The 15,061-nt window shown below is 62.3% G+C and carries 19 protein-coding genes; 13 read left to right on the forward strand and 6 right to left on the reverse strand.

From position 1 onward, the window contains the following. Positions 1–309 precede the first annotated feature (309 nt). The 5 genes from CAK95_RS02935 to CAK95_RS02955 all read left to right on the forward strand — a co-directional run bounded on the left by CAK95_RS02935 (position 310) and on the right by CAK95_RS02955 (position 5,640). Positions 310–906 (forward strand): hypothetical protein, encoded by a 597-nt coding sequence (locus CAK95_RS02935; RefSeq protein ID WP_086086465.1) that lies wholly within the window; start codon positions 310–312, stop codon positions 904–906. A gap of 22 nt (positions 907–928) precedes the next feature. Then, complete coding sequence (locus tag CAK95_RS02940) at positions 929–2,197, forward strand: hypothetical protein (RefSeq protein WP_086086466.1); 1,269 nt, start codon at positions 929–931, stop codon at positions 2,195–2,197. A gap of 216 nt (positions 2,198–2,413) precedes the next feature. After that, complete coding sequence (locus CAK95_RS02945) at positions 2,414–2,683, forward strand: hypothetical protein (RefSeq protein WP_086086467.1); 270 nt, start codon at positions 2,414–2,416, stop codon at positions 2,681–2,683. A gap of 35 nt (positions 2,684–2,718) precedes the next feature. Continuing rightward, positions 2,719–3,801: an ATP-binding protein gene (locus CAK95_RS02950; protein ID WP_086086468.1), complete on the forward strand. Its 1,083-nt coding sequence runs from the start codon at positions 2,719–2,721 to the stop codon at positions 3,799–3,801. Between the two features lie 9 nt (positions 3,802–3,810). After that, complete coding sequence (locus CAK95_RS02955) at positions 3,811–5,640, forward strand: hypothetical protein (protein ID WP_086086469.1); 1,830 nt, start codon at positions 3,811–3,813, stop codon at positions 5,638–5,640. Here CAK95_RS02955 and CAK95_RS02960 read toward each other — a convergent pair. The 6 genes from CAK95_RS02960 to CAK95_RS02985 form a co-directional block, all read right to left on the reverse strand. Next, positions 5,612–6,874: a DNA methyltransferase gene (locus CAK95_RS02960; RefSeq protein WP_086086470.1), complete on the reverse strand. Its 1,263-nt coding sequence runs from the start codon at positions 6,872–6,874 to the stop codon at positions 5,612–5,614. The genes CAK95_RS02955 and CAK95_RS02960 overlap by 29 nt on opposite strands. A gap of 23 nt (positions 6,875–6,897) precedes the next feature. Beyond that, positions 6,898–7,350: a hypothetical protein gene (locus CAK95_RS02965; RefSeq protein WP_245303601.1), complete on the reverse strand. Its 453-nt coding sequence runs from the start codon at positions 7,348–7,350 to the stop codon at positions 6,898–6,900. Continuing rightward, on the reverse strand, positions 7,347–8,669 hold the full coding sequence (locus CAK95_RS02970; protein ID WP_086086471.1) for a recombinase family protein: 1,323 nt from the start codon (positions 8,667–8,669) through the stop codon (positions 7,347–7,349). Before CAK95_RS02970 ends, CAK95_RS02965 begins: the two co-directional genes overlap by 4 nt. Beyond that, positions 8,666–9,112, reverse strand: a complete 447-nt coding sequence (locus tag CAK95_RS02975; protein WP_086086472.1) for a DUF2924 domain-containing protein — start codon at positions 9,110–9,112, stop codon at positions 8,666–8,668. The genes CAK95_RS02970 and CAK95_RS02975 overlap by 4 nt, the downstream gene beginning before the upstream one ends. After that, positions 9,109–9,309 (reverse strand): hypothetical protein, encoded by a 201-nt coding sequence (locus tag CAK95_RS02980; protein WP_086086473.1) that lies wholly within the window; start codon positions 9,307–9,309, stop codon positions 9,109–9,111. The genes CAK95_RS02975 and CAK95_RS02980 overlap by 4 nt, the downstream gene beginning before the upstream one ends. A gap of 80 nt (positions 9,310–9,389) precedes the next feature. Further along, a complete protein-coding gene (locus CAK95_RS02985; protein WP_086086474.1) occupies positions 9,390–10,052 on the reverse strand; it encodes an XRE family transcriptional regulator in 663 nt (220 codons plus the stop codon). 139 nt (positions 10,053–10,191) lie between these two features. Between CAK95_RS02985 and CAK95_RS02990 the strand changes: the two genes are divergently transcribed. The 8 genes from CAK95_RS02990 (at position 10,192) to CAK95_RS29800 (ending at position 15,054) form a co-directional block, all read left to right on the forward strand. Further along, positions 10,192–10,926 (forward strand): hypothetical protein, encoded by a 735-nt coding sequence (locus CAK95_RS02990; RefSeq protein WP_086086475.1) that lies wholly within the window; start codon positions 10,192–10,194, stop codon positions 10,924–10,926. A 138-nt stretch (positions 10,927–11,064) separates the two neighbouring features. Further along, the gene (locus CAK95_RS02995) at positions 11,065–11,694 is read left to right on the forward strand and encodes a sigma factor (protein ID WP_086086476.1); all 630 of its coding nucleotides are present in this window, start codon (positions 11,065–11,067) and stop codon (positions 11,692–11,694) included. Between the two features lie 154 nt (positions 11,695–11,848). Further along, entirely contained in the window at positions 11,849–12,259 is a 411-nt protein-coding gene (locus CAK95_RS03000; RefSeq protein ID WP_086086477.1) for a hypothetical protein, read from the forward strand. Between the two features lie 11 nt (positions 12,260–12,270). Further along, complete coding sequence (locus tag CAK95_RS03005; protein WP_086086478.1) at positions 12,271–12,762, forward strand: hypothetical protein; 492 nt, start codon at positions 12,271–12,273, stop codon at positions 12,760–12,762. Between the two features lie 121 nt (positions 12,763–12,883). Beyond that, the gene (locus tag CAK95_RS03010) at positions 12,884–13,729 is read left to right on the forward strand and encodes an ATP-binding protein (RefSeq protein WP_086086479.1); all 846 of its coding nucleotides are present in this window, start codon (positions 12,884–12,886) and stop codon (positions 13,727–13,729) included. A 27-nt stretch (positions 13,730–13,756) separates the two neighbouring features. Beyond that, positions 13,757–14,467: a hypothetical protein gene (locus tag CAK95_RS03015; RefSeq protein ID WP_086086480.1), complete on the forward strand. Its 711-nt coding sequence runs from the start codon at positions 13,757–13,759 to the stop codon at positions 14,465–14,467. 15 nt (positions 14,468–14,482) lie between these two features. Continuing rightward, positions 14,483–14,713 carry a hypothetical protein gene (locus tag CAK95_RS03020; protein WP_086086481.1) on the forward strand — a complete coding sequence of 77 codons (231 nt, stop codon included), beginning with the start codon at positions 14,483–14,485 and terminating at the stop codon, positions 14,711–14,713. A 140-nt stretch (positions 14,714–14,853) separates the two neighbouring features. Beyond that, positions 14,854–15,054, forward strand: a complete 201-nt coding sequence (locus CAK95_RS29800; RefSeq protein ID WP_245303602.1) for a DUF6511 domain-containing protein — start codon at positions 14,854–14,856, stop codon at positions 15,052–15,054. The last annotated feature ends 7 nt before the right edge of the window (positions 15,055–15,061 follow it).

Here is a 15,061-nt window from a genome sequence, read left to right on the forward strand (position 1 = left end):
GGACTTTTGCAGCGGACCTCTGCACTGCCGCGCCTTCCGTCAATGGAGTCGTCGTTCTCTGTGGGCTGTGTTTCTCTCGACCTGTGGACTAGATGAATTCGGTACGGATTTCGATGTCGTTGAACGGCCGAGGCTTTTTCGCTGAACGCAATCCGTACGATTGGCAAGGTGACTTGAGTGGCGAGTGCACGTCGTCGCCAAACCGATCTTTGATAGCTGGTACAATTTTCGTCGCCGCGCTACGAGCGCTCGCAGATCAGTTGCTCCGCGGACCTTAGGAACTGAATTGGGATAACGGTATACTTCACAATGGATCATCGAATCGCCCGCTCGACTGATAATCCCCGGCCGGCTGCTGGCTCTTTTGAGGCTCTACCGCGGCGCATTTTCATCGACTCCTGTACGGTCCAAACCCTGCAGAAATACGGCGAGTATATCTATGACGGTGGTTCGATCCGGCCCCATGATGCCATTCACCGGATCCCGGATGGCCTGGACAATGTCGAGGCACTGAGAGCGGTGTGCCAGGTTACGAGCCGTGCGATGTTTCAATGGATCGTCTCAGATGCGAGTCGACAGGAGGCGGCAGCGAAGGGTGATTTTGGTCACCTGCAATGGTTGTTCGAGATCGACGACTATTCGCGAAGCTTCTTGCACGAGACTGGCGCATCGCCGGAGAGCCGAGCGCTCGCGTCGAGGCTCGACGAGCCAAAGTTCGGCTATCTCGGGGCGGGCGACCGCATCCTGTTGCAGGATGCGGTCTTCCTGCAGTGTGACTCGTTTTTGACCATGGAACGCAAGCTTCCAAAGAACGCCGCTCATATCGAGCGTGAGCTCGGGATCCGCGTACTCACGCCGATCACCTATTGGGAGATGCTGCGGCCATGGGCGGCTCTCTGGTGGTGAGCGCGAGTCTGTCGGGAACCCGATGAAGATCTTCTGGGCTTGGCAGTCTGACACACCGGGTAAAACGGGCCGCTACTTCGTGCGCGAGGCACTGGTGGACGCCATCAAGGTCTTGAAGCAGCCGGAAGAGGTGGAAGAGCCGACCAAGGCCGAGAACCGCGAAAGCATGCATCTCGATCAGGATAGGCAAAACGTCACCGGCAGCCCGGCTCTCGCCGATACCATCAAACGCAAGATACGCGAATCCGCGGTGTTCATCGGCGACGTTGCGCCCGTGTCGAAGATTCCGAGGCGGAGAGGTATCAGGGATTCACGCGAAAAGAGAAACATGAACCCAAACGTGGCGATCGAGCTTGGGTACGCCCAGCATGCGCTAGGAGACGAGCGGGTGCTGATGGTCCTGAACGAGCACTACGGCGGCAGGGAATTTCTGCCATTCGATCTGCAGCACCATGCGGGGCCGATCATCTACAGCTTGAGGCCGGACGCAACAAAAGAAGAGATAGTTGCTGAGCACGCCAAATTGCGCGGCCAATTCGTGACCGCCCTACGCGGATTTCTCGGAGCCGCCCCCGCGGTCGTCACGCCACCCTTTCCCTCGGTTCCGCCCGCGACGACGCCAGCCGTGTGGTTTAAGCGCGGCGAGGTCGTGGCGAAGTTCGACGACGAGACCGAGTATGGATTTGCCGATGATAAGGGAATGTATCTAAAGCTCTCTCCGCGGACGGCGCTCGCCAAGCCGTTCACAACCGGCGAACTGTATGGATTGGCTCGGCAGTCACAGTTTGGGCTGCTGTATCGGCAGCAGGCTGGCCTGCCTCACCACAATGCTCGCGGCGCCGTCCTTCTGGAGCCGGTGAGCGGCTCTGGCGGCCGACTCCGCGCTGCCACGCAAGTGTTTCATAACGGCGAGATATGGAGCATCGGCCGCGACCTGCTAGTTGATAACGAGTACGGCAAACTGGTTCCGGTGAAGCTGTTGGAGACAGCGTTCCGCGAAGCGCTCACGCGGCACGTCGATTTCATGCAGACCAAGCTTGGTATTCCACCGCCCTATACGGTCGAGTTCGGCGCTGCTGGCATGCTCGGCTATTCGCTCGTCATTAATACGAACATCGATAATCCTTACGAACTCCGCGACGACACGTTCTCTGAGACGTTCGTCTTGGCGGAGGTATCCAGCCAGGCGATCGATGCCGCCCTGCTGAGAATTTATGAGGCCTTCTTTAGGCGGACGGGCTACCCGCGGCCTCCGAATCTATTCGGTTTTCCGCCACCCGCTGGTCGCTAGGCTTCCCGCCTCCCACCAGGCGAAAACATACGATTCAACAGCAATTTAGCCGCTCCTCCCGCAAACCCTCTGCCGGCTGGTAGCTTCCAATTGGCACCTGGTTGGCACCTGGATTTTGCCCCTGGAAGAGATTCCATTTGACTCTATACATCGCCCAAATTAAATGATTTTATATCGACTAAATTAGCGGATAAAACGTAGGCCACGGAGGCTCGTATGCTCGACAAAGCGGGAGCTGAAGGCAAAGAAAGCAAGGCCGCAAAGGCCACCAGCAAGCGCGAAAAATTTGTCCTGTTGGCCGAAAGCCGCACGAGAACGGCGATCAAGGCCATTCGAATTATCGCCAAATTGGGCAATCGGAACGCGTACGACTATACCGAGGCCGACGTAAAGAAGATCGCCGGTGCGCTGAGCCGGGAGATCGAGGCTCTTAGGGCCCGCATGCTCTCGACCGGGGGCAAAGACGTCGTGGATTTCAAACTTTAGAGTTCTCTAGGCGTGCCTAAGCACGGGAGGAGTGAATGACTGCGTCCACGTCAACCGACCTACTCGGTCGTTTGCTGACCGCTCGATCGACCGCCCAGATCGAGGCAATCCTGGCCACGCTGCCGATCGTCTCCCCTGATGACTACCAATGGGTCTCCGCCGACGACCGCTCGTCGTCTTGGCGGGACGGCAAGCTCCACTGGGTACCGGTGGGCCTTGATCGCGGGAATGGTGGGCGCATCAAGCTCGCCGGCGAGCCGATGAACCCGCTTGCGGAGCGCACGGTAAACGGGATGGAGGCGCTGATCGAGCTCGCCCGTCTCCGGGAACTCAAGAAGAACCCGGGGGCGGTGAGGCCGGCCAACCCGCGCGACGCGGTGCTGCGCTACTTTGGCTTCCCGAAGATCGACACCATCGAGCGCCTCGAAGACGAGGAGCGCAACGCACTCCGCGCCAAGATCGACGAGGTGCGGAAGAACCTGTCGGTCACGCTCGACCACGACAAGAAGTCGAAGCAGTTCTCCGTCACCATCCGCGACCATGGCATGGGGCAGGTCCCGCAGAAGATGCACCGAACTCTGCTGTCGCTTGGCGAAAGCGACAAGGCCGACAAGCCCTACCTCATCGGAGTGTTTGGGCAGGGCGGCTCGTCGGCATTCTCGGTCGCCGAATACTCGATCGTGGTGACGCGGCGCGCGCCCGACATCCTTAAGCCGGACGAGGACGATGGTGCCGGCTGGTCCATCGTCCGTGCGATCTACCCGAAGGGCCGGCGCGACCTCTACTGGGCGTACCTGGCCGCGACGGAGGAGGGGCAGGTGCCACGCGTATCGGCGGCGGAGGCCGACAAGGCCGGCTTCGAGCACGGCGCACAGTTCACGCACATCAAGTACGACTTCGGCACCGCCGACTCGGCAATCGCACGCCTGATGTATCCGGCACTGAACCACGTGCTATTCAACCCCGTGCTGCCCTACGACCTCTACGCCCTGAAGGATAAGCCCGAGCCCATGCTCGGCACCGCGCACCGCCTCGCGCGACGCGTCCGTCTCATCAGCCAATCGGCCGGCCGCAACGCCGCACTCGACAAGGCCTTCGCCTCGCAGGCGGTCGGTTAGGAGCGCACCATGGCCGAAGCAGCAGCAGTCCAGGTTTCCTCACTGTTCGACGATGTTCCCGTCGCCGACCTGGGGACTATCTCCATCCGGGTTTTCGTCCTTCCGCCCAAGCAGAAGAAGGGCAAGGAGGCGAAGGAGGTTGCGATCCCGCTCGACGCCGACGAGAGTGAAGCTTTCGCCTTCGAGGCGCAGGGCAGCACGCCCATGACGTCGTACCTCGAATCCAACAAGGGCAAGCGGTGCGTCGTCTTCCTGGTCAACGGCCAGCGCCAGGAAGCGCTCGACAATACGTTCATCGTGCAGGAGCTCGGCTTCAAGTATCTGCGTTCGCGCATGATGATCGCAGTTGACGTCGACGGTCTCGCGCCCGAGGCGATCGGCAAGATGATGCAGGGCTCCCGGCAGAACTTCTACAAGGGCCACATCTTCGAGGCGATCTCCAAGCGCATCATTGCCACGCTGAAGAACGATCCCGACCTGATTAGGCTCGAAGAGGAGGCCGAGGAAGCCGTCTCCGAGCTCTCCGCCGGCGACGAGAAGGTCAAGCAAACGCTCGACCAGCTCATCGACTCGCACCACGAACACGGCCATGACTTCGCTGAGGGCCAGGGCTCGGCCGGCGACTCGAAGGACAGCGATGAGCTCGGGTTCAAGACGGTGGTCAAGGACGGCGTCGTGACGCTGCTGCCGCCCGACACCGGCCAGGCCGCCGACTATCCGGTGCTGTCGTCCGGCTCCGCGAACGTGCGCCTGCGTCCCAACCAGGCGCGCGATATCTCCGTGAAGTCGATCCCGTCCGGCCATTGGCCCGCGGTGGCGCAGTTCAACGTCGAGAACGATCCAGGCGTGCTCGAACTCAATGTGAAACACCAGAAGCTCGATACGCACGGTAAGCTAACGCTGCTGTTCAATGAGCCAGAGGGCTTCGACACCGACCAATATCCGGTGCGCGCGAAGGTGAAAGTCGCCGTCCGCTTCAATGGTATCAAGGAGACGCGTCTCCTGGAGCTCAACGTCGTGGTGAAGCCGGACACTCCTCCGCCGGAGCCGAAGCTTCTCGACGAGCCGACGTACCTCAAGGTGTCGTCGCGCGAGCCGATCAAGATTCGCACCGACGGCGGCGACGTCCACGTCCGCCTGCGCTGGGACGGCAAGGACCGCCTGCTCAACGCGAACGTGCCGCAGTGGACGCTGTCGGCGAAAGTGACCAGCGACCCCCGTCCGCAGCCCGAGATGAACTTTTCGGAGCCGCTGGCCGGCCGCTTCAGCCTGCTGATCTCCCCGCGCGAGGATTGGACGCCCGGCGATAAGCTCAAGTTCGAGGTCACCGCGCACGGTCCGCGCGGCCGCGAGCTCTACGCGTTCTTTGAGGCCTTGGTTGTCGAACCTCCGCCTCCGCCCGAGCCGGATCCCCGCAAGCCGCAGCTCGTCGACGGAGAGTTCAAGACCGGTCAGATGCGGCGGCCGCCGTACCAGCTCAAAGTGATTAAGCGGGACGACTACGACCAGCCATGCTGGAACGCGGACGAGTGGACGGACGACGATCCGGGCGCATTCCTCGCGCCGACGGACCGCGCGCCTCTAACCCTCATCATCAACGAGGACATGGCAGCGCTCCGCGACTTTCGTCGTGCGCTGACGAAGCGCAATACCGAGCAGGACGTCGAGCGTAAGGTGAACAAATACACCTCGCATATCGCCTTCCACCTTTACCAGATGTACCAGGCTACACAGGGGCAGAAAGAGGAGGGGGTCGACGCCGCAGATGCAAGACGGCGGGAGGAAATCAGACGGGTCGCGATGACGATGATCAGGCTGATGGATGTGGCTGCGAAATGACAACTTGTGTGGGGCGACGTGAAGGCGCGCTGCCTGCCTTGCGGTGAATAAGCACCACCTCGTTTGAACCGGGCGTCTCGCCGCGCTGATCGGAGTACCAGCGCCGGCCGGGCACGCTCCGCCACAGCCGGCCGTCGCGTTCGTCCCGAAGTGCTGGCAAGAACAATTCCTGAAAGCCTGCCTTAGCCATCGTTTCGAGATAGCGCGGAAGTTGCCAACGTGGGTCGGAGAAGGCCACCATCTGCACAACAACAGTGTCGTCAGCGGCCAGCGCCGCAACCGACGACATTGTTGCTTTGATGTTTGAGAAGTAAGTCGCGAGTTCGGGGTACTTTCGGTCCCCCATCGTGTAGTAGCTACTGCCTGCACCGTCGAGCTTGCCAGCGATCATGAAGGGCAATGGCGCCTCCTTGCGGCCGTCGACCTGCCATCGATGGTAGAGGACATGCACGCCGGGATACGGTGGGCTGGTTAGTACCAATCGCGGCGCGCGCCATCCCCGCAAGCGCTCGTCATCTTGAAGGCCAGCAGCCGAACGATGGATAACTTGGACAATAGGACGCGGTGCCGGAACTGCTTTTCGTAGGGCATAGGCGCCCTCGACCATGCTTTCGACGGTCTCCTGAAGGAACTCGCGAAAATCGTCCAGCGATGGAAGCTTGGCGCGGCCGTCGAGCGCCCATTGAGCGGTTCGCAAAACAGCACATCGGCCGAACATTTCGAGACGGGGTGTGCCGAGCTTGATCGCGGAGCCTAGTCCTTGTTCGATCGCCTTCCGCAGGCGCCAGCGCGAGCGATCGTCGAGATGTTTGTAGTAGCCAAGCTCCGCATAGTCGTTGAAGTGAATCGAAGCCTTGCGGATGTGGATTGAGGACGGCAGTCGACTCGCCCAGTTCTGCAGCGTTTCAAGTTCGGCCTCTGAATAGACGGTCGTCTTTACCCTCGCAACGAATTCGGCCAGCGCGCTGATGTCGACCCCAATTGCGTGTCTTCCCGCTGCGAGAGCCTCGACGAGCGTGGTACCCCCACCGACATGGTGGTCGAGGACGAGATCGCCAGGTTTCGTGAACGCCTCGATCGCCGCACGGGCAAAGACCGGCGAGAATCGAGCCGGGTACTTATAGAAGCCGTGGGTGAGACCGCGCACGGGCTCGGCGTCACGGGCACCTTCGATCAAGGCGACCTCTGCCGCGGGGGAGATGTCCAGTAGCGGGCTGCCAGATGATTCACTCATGATTAACCATATGATCCAAAGCGTTAAATAACCTTTGATGGCCGGCGCGGTCGCTGACGAACCGCGCGGTTCTTGAGCAGGACGTTTGCCTGTGCCGCCCAATCTCCTGGCAATGGCTTCAGCAGCGAGTCGAGGTCGAGTTCGGCAGGTTGCCGTCCATCGAGAATCGATTCGGTAACGTCGGGAGCAAGTAACGTCAGGCGCAGGATGCGGCAGACGTAGGATTGATTGATTTTTTCTGCTGCAGCGAGTTCGGTAATCGTGGCGTATTCGCCGCTCTCCAGCAACCGCCGCCACCGGTGTGCGCGCGCCACGGCCTTTACCAGGGCGTTGTCGACGCGCGCGCGCGGTGGCGGCCACGCCCCGGCGCCGTCAGGGGCGATCATGAGCTTGCGGCCACCACGCTTCCGGATGCGCAGGGGTATGCAGACCGTAAGGGTATCGCCTCTATCATCGAGATCGCCACGCATCGTCATGCGGCCCTCCGAGCCTCAAGGGGATCAGGCCGCGCACGCAGTTCGTCGACCAATTTGGTTAGTCCAGCAGCGCGCAGTCGTACATCGAGCCGGTCGAGGTGAACGTCGACGCGCTCGACCAGGAGCTGGACGATGCGCATTTGCTCAGCCGGAAACAGCTCGTCCCACAGCGGATCGAGCCGTTCCAGCGCTTCGCGCACCTCAGCCTCGGAAACCTTCTCGGTCGATTGCCGTGCCGCCCGCCAGGTGCGCACGACCATCTCGGGCGCGCGCAGCAATCCGCGCAGCTGGTCAATGACGGCGTTTTCGATTTCGGCTGCCGGCACCCGGCGGACCGGACATGCGGTGGGGTTGCGTTTCAGCACATCGGTCGAAACATAGTAGCGGTACTGTTTTCCTTTGCGCCGCGTGTAGGCGGGTGACATGGCAACGCCTGTCGGTCCGAAAATCAGACCCTTCAGCAGGGCGGGCGTTTGCGCCCGGGTGTTCATCGCCCGCTTGCGCGGGCTCTCGCGCAGAATGCCGTGCACGCGATCCCAGATGGACTGATCGATGATCGCCTGATGTTCGCCCGGATACACTGTGCCCTTGTGGACGGCCTGGCCGAGATAAACTCGGTTGTTTAGAATCTTGTAGACGTAGCCCTTGTCGACGGGTTTGCCGCCCTTTGTGGTCATGCTCTCTGACCGGAGCGCCACGACCAGCTTGGTCATCGATCCGACACGCAGGAACCGCTGGAACAGCATGCGCACGGTGGCGGCCTCTGCTTCATTGACCACGAGCTTGCGGTCCTTCAGCTCGTAACCGAGCGGGATCCAGCCACCCATCCACATGCCCTTCTTGCGGGAGGCGGCAAACTTGTCGCGGATGCGCTCGCCTATGACCTCGCGCTCGAACTGCGCGAATGAAAGGAGGATGTTGAGCGTCAGTCGCCCCATCGATGTCGTTGTATTGAATGACTGCGTCACGCTCACGAAGGTGACGTTGTTGCGGTCGAAGACCTCGACAAGCTTGGCGAAGTCCATGAGCGAGCGCGACAGGCGATCGATCTTGTAGACAACCACCACGTCGGCGCGGCCGGCTTGGATATCAGCAAGCAAGCGCTGCAGCGCCGGTCGCTCCAGGGTGCCGCCTGAAAAACCGCCATCGTCGTAGCGGTCGGGGACCAGGAGCCAGCCTTCGGCTTTCTGGCTCGCCACGTAGGCCTCGCAGGCCTCGCGCTGGGCGTCGAGGCTATTGAACTCCATGTCGAGGCCTTCCTCGCTCGACTTGCGGGTGTAGACCGCGCAGCGGAGCTTGCGGACGATGGGTTTTTTCATCGCGCCGCTCGCTGATTTTTCAAGCCAAAGAAGATGAGCCCATTCCAGCGCGTGCCGGTAATCGCGCGGGCAATGGCTGAAAGCGACTTGTAGGGCCGGCCCTGGTACTCGTAGCCATCGTCCAGCACAGTCACGCAGTGCTCGACGCCCTGCCATTCGCGGATAAGTCGCGTGCCGGCGATTGGCCGGTCCTTCGCCGGCTGCCGGCGCCGCGCAGGATCTCCGCCATCGAGGTCCTCGGCAATGGCCTCGAGCCGCTCGATTGTCTCGGGCTTGAGCCCACCATAAGCGAGTTCTTGGATTCGGTAGGTGAGACGGTTTTCGAGGAAGCGCCGGTTGTATGGCGGCGGCTCCGTGCCGAAGAGCTCGCGCCACTGCTCCTTCAATTTCGGCGTCGGCGTCGTCTTCAGCGCTGCCAATTTGGCCAGCACGCCGTTGGTCATGATTGCGCCTCGCGTTCTCCGTGAGGCGCATGACCGCGTTGGCCGGGCGAGAAGTCGAGGCCAATTTCTCTGCGGTCGTCAGATAAATAACTGGACTTTCGCGCGCGCAGCCGGATGAGGCCGGCGGCCAGTATATCGGCGATCTCGTCGAGCCGTTCAGCGGCCGAGAGGCGGCATGGGTCGATGCCATTGAACATAGGGCGAGGAATTCCACTGATTGCTCCCTCTTTGTAGCGATGGCCACGGCAATTTTTCCCAGGAGGTCTCCGAAGTCACTTCAGAGCTCGCGGCAGAACCAGCGGATGCGCCCGACGATGTTGGCCTCATCGACCGTCACATCGTAGGTTGCGTAGCGGGCGTTATCCGACACGATGCGCAAGCGCAGCGGATCGGAGCGCGGGACAATCTCGACGCGCTTGGCGACCAGCCCCATGCCGTCGTTAAGCACGAAGATTCCCGGCGGCGAGGGGGTTTTCTTAGTGAGATCAACGAGCACGGTGTCGCGATCGAACAGTGTTGGCTCCATGCTGTCGCCCTCGACCCGCATAATGCGCAGGTCGTCGGGCTGAACTTTAAGCGTGTCGCGCACCCAGCGAGCGAGGAATTGCAGCGGCTCTCCTTCCTCGACCTCCTCAACGATGCGACCGCCGCCCATCGCGGGAGCAATCTTCACCGACCGGATTGCAACGTAAGCGGCATCGCCCTCGCGGCCGGGCTCCTCGCCATCAATGAAGCCGCGCCCACTGGTGAGCCAATCGACCCCAACCTTGAGGCGCTTGGCGACGCGTTCCAGCTTGTCCTTGCTTGGATGTTGCGAGCGACCGTAAAGCATGTCGTAAACAAAAGACCTGTTAACCTTCGCCTCGGCGGCGAGCCGGGTGAGCGGCAAATCCATTTGCCGGGCCCGGGCACGGATGCGCTCCGCAAGAGCCGTGGACATGGATCACCTCCTAACATCGTCCAACAAACGAGCTTGCACTGTTGGATGATTCGTGTATAGAACAAACAGAGAACAACAATCAAGTCCCCTGCGTCGCCGGATGGCCAGCGTGGGGGCGAAGGATGACGGGAGCGAGCGTATGTCGTTGCCGCAGAAAGAGTATTACGCGCTTACCGAGGTCGAGCAGCGGTGGGGGATGCGGCGGCTCGATACAGCCTATTTCGCCGAGAACGGGCGCATCGAGATATCAATCCGCACGCACGAGCTTGATGTGATTAGCGGCACGGCAACACATCCCAAGGCACCGTGGGGCCGATCCACAGAGCAAACCTGGCGCCACGATGGGCTTCTGCCGCTGCGCCCAGGCGATCTCTCGGCCGTTCTGCGCCGTGGCTACTATGTGGTCTCAGAATTCAAAGCGGAGCCTGGGCGCTTTCTTTCTATATGCTCGCCAAGCACGCCGATACGCGTTGAGCCAGTCGATCTCCTGGTCACGGACGCGGAGGTGATCCGCTTTGAACAAGAATTTGGCCCTTTCGATGCCAGCGCACGCCAGCCCAAGCGCGAGATGCAGCACACGGCTGATTTCTCGGAAGTGATCGTCGCTGGCCGCGCCTTCCGCTTCCGCGGTGTGCAAGCTGCGATCGTGCGGTTGCTGCACGAATCCGCCGGCGCGGGAAAGCCATGGGTCTCGGGCAAGCAGTTGCTGCGCGAGGCCGGCTCTCATTCGACTCGGCTGCTCGATGTGTTCAAACGACACCCCGACTGGCGCGATCTCGTCGAGTCTGATGGGTGCGGCGCTTACCGGCTCAAGCTTCCAGACGCATTGGAGCGTTCGCGTTTCTTTCGACGGGCCAATCGCGCGAGCGCGTGAGGCGACGGGGGGCATACGCCGGCCCGAACCAACGTCGTCCCACATTCGTCCCCCAACGCACCCCCTCGCGTCCCGCAACGGTCCCACAGACAGCCCACGGCGCGTTCCGGCAGCATGCCGCTCATGGAGATCCCGCCCATGAGCAATCGCACTAGCAATGAACGCGTCGAGGAGTTCGATCAATTCACGGACGGCTCGAATCCTTCGCTCGACCACCGGGCGCTGCGTACAATGATGGGCACTGCTGCCTATCATGCCCGCCGCGTCGCGCGCACAATGAGTCTTAATGATGCGGAGCGAGAAGACGTCGAGCAAGACATCCTGCTCGTGTTGCTGGAACGGCGGCGCTTCTTCGATCCGGCGCGAGGCGCATGGTCGTCCTTCGCGGATCGCGTGGCGCGCCAGGCGGCGCAAGGAGTGGCCGACGAGATTGGGGCCGAACGCCGCATCCGCGGTGGCTCGCTCGATCAGCCGGCCGGTAGCGGGAGAATCACCACGCTGGGCGAACTACTCGAAGCAGAGCAGTGGATCGGCCCCGATGTCGAGCGCGAGCTGCAGCTCCCACTCGTGCTTACTGATCTCATTGCCGCGCTGCCCCATGACCTCGCCCGGGTCGCGCGGCTATCGCTCCTCGAAGACGGCGATCTCGCAGCAGCCCAGCGTCGCTCGGGCCTCTCCACCAGCGAGTTTTACCGAAGGCTGCGCGAGGTCCGTTATCGACTGGTCTGCCTGGGTATCGTCCGACACCGGTTCGCCAACGAGGAATGAGAGGGCTTGGACCTCTTGGGAAAGACGAGGACGTCTTTCGCTACAGAGGGGACGAAAGCTCAGCGGAGCCCGGGTTTGAGGAGACGAAGTCCAACACTGCCAAACAGTCATGACGGCTGCGCGCCCGCGTCAGCCGAAGCGGAGAGGTCTGCCCATGCGTCACCGGCTGGTCCCACCCACGACACCGCTGTTGCCGATCGATCGGTTCGCGGTGCCATTCGACGAGAACACGTTCGTGGACTGGCTGATCGACGCCAATCCGGGCGACCGTGCCATCTACTACCGCGGGCATCTTGGCTTCGATCGAATGCCGAGCGCCAACGTGCTCGACCGGCCGACCCGAGCAAACCTTCATGCCGTCGCCACCCGTGTGATGGTCGCGGCTAGCCAAGGACTCGTCATCCCGGTGCAGAAGCGGCTTGGCGCCGAGGACTACCTCTATCTCGCGGTGAAAGCGCGGCCAGGCCGGTCAGCGCAGAGCCGGTCGGCGCCGCATCCACGGTGCATGCCGGACCCCTTCGCCGAATGTGCAGCGCATCCGATCCCCACCGCTTTGGCAGCCTGAAAGGAAACACCATGTCCGACATCGCTGTCATGGCCGAGCACGTCCGCGACCTCGATCCAGAATCGATCGCGTCGCTCACGGCACCCGAGCTCGCTTGCATCCTCGACGACCTCGCCGAACAGAAGGCAAGTCTCGCGCGGATCGAGGACAAGGTGCGCAGCGCGCTTGACCTCAAGTATGGCGCGCGCGCCCGGCAACGCCGAGCCGAGGAGGGGAAGGACACTGGCATCGTCCGCCTCGAGGACAACGGTTTCATCGTCATTGCCGACCTACCCAAGCGCGTCAAATGGGACCAGGAGAAGCTCAAGCACGCGGCCGAGATTATCCGTTCCGGCTGGGGCGATGATCCGTCCGATTACCTCAAAGTGAAGCTCGAGGTCTCGGAAGCAGCATTCGCCAATTGGCCGCGGCCGGTGCGCGAACTGTTCATTCCCGCGCGCACTGTAGAGACCGGCCGGCCCGTCTATCGGATTGAGACACCGAACGAAGTCGAGGCGGCCTAATGCACGCGCCATCGGCAGCACGAACAACGGCGGGGCGGTCCGTTTCGCGAGAACGGACAGGCAGTCCTTCGGCGCCCGGTCAACGCCCCGCCGTTTCCATCATCTCATCGAGGAGGCGTTGATGCCGGTCAGGATCGTAACCGCCGACGAGCGGTTGTCGGCAGCCAACAACAAGACTTCGCTCGCCATCTTCGGTCCGCCAGGCGCCGGGAAGACTTCGCTCCTCAAGACGCTGCCGGCCGATCGGACGGTCTGCCTCGACCTCGAGGCCGGCATGAAGTCCGTCCAGGACTGGCCGGGCGCAAGCATTCCGATCCGCAGCTTCGCCGATTTCCGTGACCTCGCGGTCCTGATCGGTGGCGCCGATCCAGCCGCCGATCCCAACGCCTGGTACAGCGCGCAGCATCTTCAGCATGCCCGCGGCGTCTATGCGGGCAGCGGCATCGAGGAATTCCTGGCCTCGAAGTCGATCGTCTTCGTCGACAGCATCACCGATCTCACGCGCCAGGTGATGACGTATGCGCGCCAGCAGCCGGAGGCGTTCTCGGAACGCACCGGCAAGCCGGACGTCCGCGGCGCTTATGGTCTGCTCGGCCGCGAGGTCATCCAGGCGCTCAAGCACCTGCAGCACGCACCCGGCAAGACCGTGATCTTCGTCGGCGTGCTGGAGAAGGTCACGGACGAGTTCAACGTCACGACCTGGCAGCCACAGATGGAAGGCTCCAAGGCCGGACGTGAGCTGCCCGGCATCGTCGACCAGGTGATGTCGCTGCATCTGTTCTCGCGCGACGCGGATGGCGACTACGTGCTCGACGAGAAGGCAAGCGAACGCCGCTTCGTCTGCCGCGCCGGCAATCCGTACGGCTTGCCCGCCAAGGACCGCAGCGGCCGTCTCGATATGACCGAGCCGCCGGACCTCGGCGCGCTGCTCGCCAAGATCAACACACCGCAGGCGCGCGCCGCCTGACCCGAAACTTGATCAAAGGAGACTGCGATGTACGACCTCAACGACGCCCAGCCACAGATGGCGCCCATGGGCGAACTGATCCCGGACGGCACGTTTGCCAAGGTGAAGATGACCATTCGTCCGGGCGGCGTGAATGGCTCGACGCCAATGGATGCCGGCCTGCTCAAGGCCTCGCAGTCGAGCGACGCCAGGATGCTCGACTGCGAATTCACGGTGGTGTCCGGCCCCTATGTCCGGCGCAAGTTCTGGCAGAACTTCACGGTCGCCGGCGGCAAGCTCGACGAGAAGGGGCAGTCGAAGGGCTGGAACATCTCGAAGAGCGCGTTCCGCGCCATGGTGGACAGCGCGCTCGGTCTCGATCCCAAGGACGAGAGTCCGGCCGCGAAGCAGAAACGGATGATCCAAGGGCTGAAGCAACTCGACGGTATCGTGTTCGCCGCCCGCATCATGATCGAGCCGGCCTCGAACCCTCAATACAAGGATCAGAACAAGCTCGCGAACGTGGTGCTGCCCGGCGAGCCGCAATATGCGGCAGTGATGCGCGGCGAGAACGTGCAGCCGGACCCGGTCAACGCCAAGCCGCGCAAATCCGCAGAGCCCGCGACACAGGCGCCTGCCTGGGGCAGCTCGGCAACTCCTTCGCCGGCCCCAGCCGGCGTGCCGTGGGCCAACCAGGGCGAAACCAAGCCGCCTCAGGGAGCAGTTCCTGCGCCTGGTCCGGCCTGGCTCAACGGCTGAGGCAACCGACGCGCCATGACCGATGACGAGTGGCAGGCGCACGTCACGCGCGAGGCGGCGAAAGCAATCGGCGAATGGCTCGTAGGAAGAGGAGGCCTCAACCAGCCAATCCGCTGTTTGACCATGCGCGATCTCGAGGCGATGGCGCAGAACGCGATCAGCGCATTCATCGTGAAGACGTCGCAGCGGATCAGGGGGCATCCCGACGAACCCGAGTCGCAGAGGCTCTCGATACACTTGGGCTGAGGCCCTGCGCCATCTGCAGCCGGGCAGCTCGCGGCTTCTATTACACCCACCAGCTCCGCGCCGATCGCTATCCGACCTACGCCTTCTGCTCGACGCGCTGCCTCAACGTAGGTGCTGCCATCGCCAAGAGGAACCGCGGCATGATCGACAAGACCGAGATGGAGATGCGCGCGATCAAGGATGCGCGCCGCTTTCTTGCGGAGGTGCTCACCGAGCTCGGGTTAATGGCGCCGTTCCACGATCGCAGCGCGGAGGAGATCGATCGCGTCATCGAGGCCTGCGTCGACGGCTTTCAGGCTTCCATGCAGCGCCAGTCTCTCAACGACGATATCCCGTTTTGAGGCGCGC

This window comes from Pseudorhodoplanes sinuspersici, assembly GCF_002119765.1.
In the GTDB taxonomy this organism is placed as follows: Bacteria; Pseudomonadota; Alphaproteobacteria; order Rhizobiales; family Xanthobacteraceae; genus Pseudorhodoplanes; species Pseudorhodoplanes sinuspersici.

What these genes read in the sequence shown, in the direction of transcription:
- CAK95_RS02940 (WP_086086466.1), top strand. Translation starts at nt 929, where the DNA reads ATGAAGATCTTCTGGGCTTGGCAGTCTGACACACCGGGTAAAACGGGC.
- CAK95_RS02965 (WP_245303601.1), bottom strand. Translation starts at nt 7,350, where the DNA reads ATGACGATGCGTGGCGATCTCGATGATAGAGGCGATACCCTTACGGTC.
- CAK95_RS02980 (WP_086086473.1), bottom strand. Translation starts at nt 9,309, where the DNA reads ATGTTCAATGGCATCGACCCATGCCGCCTCTCGGCCGCTGAACGGCTC.
- CAK95_RS03000 (WP_086086477.1), top strand. Translation starts at nt 11,849, where the DNA reads ATGCGTCACCGGCTGGTCCCACCCACGACACCGCTGTTGCCGATCGAT.
- CAK95_RS29800 (WP_245303602.1), top strand. Translation starts at nt 14,854, where the DNA reads ATGATCGACAAGACCGAGATGGAGATGCGCGCGATCAAGGATGCGCGC.
- CAK95_RS02955 (WP_086086469.1), top strand. Translation starts at nt 3,811, where the DNA reads ATGGCCGAAGCAGCAGCAGTCCAGGTTTCCTCACTGTTCGACGATGTT.
- CAK95_RS02995 (WP_086086476.1), top strand. Translation starts at nt 11,065, where the DNA reads ATGAGCAATCGCACTAGCAATGAACGCGTCGAGGAGTTCGATCAATTC.
- CAK95_RS02950 (WP_086086468.1), top strand. Translation starts at nt 2,719, where the DNA reads ATGACTGCGTCCACGTCAACCGACCTACTCGGTCGTTTGCTGACCGCT.
- CAK95_RS03015 (WP_086086480.1), top strand. Translation starts at nt 13,757, where the DNA reads ATGTACGACCTCAACGACGCCCAGCCACAGATGGCGCCCATGGGCGAA.
- CAK95_RS02960 (WP_086086470.1), bottom strand. Translation starts at nt 6,874, where the DNA reads ATGAGTGAATCATCTGGCAGCCCGCTACTGGACATCTCCCCCGCGGCA.
- CAK95_RS02975 (WP_086086472.1), bottom strand. Translation starts at nt 9,112, where the DNA reads ATGACCAACGGCGTGCTGGCCAAATTGGCAGCGCTGAAGACGACGCCG.
- CAK95_RS02945 (WP_086086467.1), top strand. Translation starts at nt 2,414, where the DNA reads ATGCTCGACAAAGCGGGAGCTGAAGGCAAAGAAAGCAAGGCCGCAAAG.
- CAK95_RS02970 (WP_086086471.1), bottom strand. Translation starts at nt 8,669, where the DNA reads ATGAAAAAACCCATCGTCCGCAAGCTCCGCTGCGCGGTCTACACCCGC.
- CAK95_RS02935 (WP_086086465.1), top strand. Translation starts at nt 310, where the DNA reads ATGGATCATCGAATCGCCCGCTCGACTGATAATCCCCGGCCGGCTGCT.
- CAK95_RS02990 (WP_086086475.1), top strand. Translation starts at nt 10,192, where the DNA reads ATGTCGTTGCCGCAGAAAGAGTATTACGCGCTTACCGAGGTCGAGCAG.
- CAK95_RS03010 (WP_086086479.1), top strand. Translation starts at nt 12,884, where the DNA reads ATGCCGGTCAGGATCGTAACCGCCGACGAGCGGTTGTCGGCAGCCAAC.
- CAK95_RS02985 (WP_086086474.1), bottom strand. Translation starts at nt 10,052, where the DNA reads ATGTCCACGGCTCTTGCGGAGCGCATCCGTGCCCGGGCCCGGCAAATG.
- CAK95_RS03020 (WP_086086481.1), top strand. Translation starts at nt 14,483, where the DNA reads ATGACCGATGACGAGTGGCAGGCGCACGTCACGCGCGAGGCGGCGAAA.
- CAK95_RS03005 (WP_086086478.1), top strand. Translation starts at nt 12,271, where the DNA reads ATGTCCGACATCGCTGTCATGGCCGAGCACGTCCGCGACCTCGATCCA.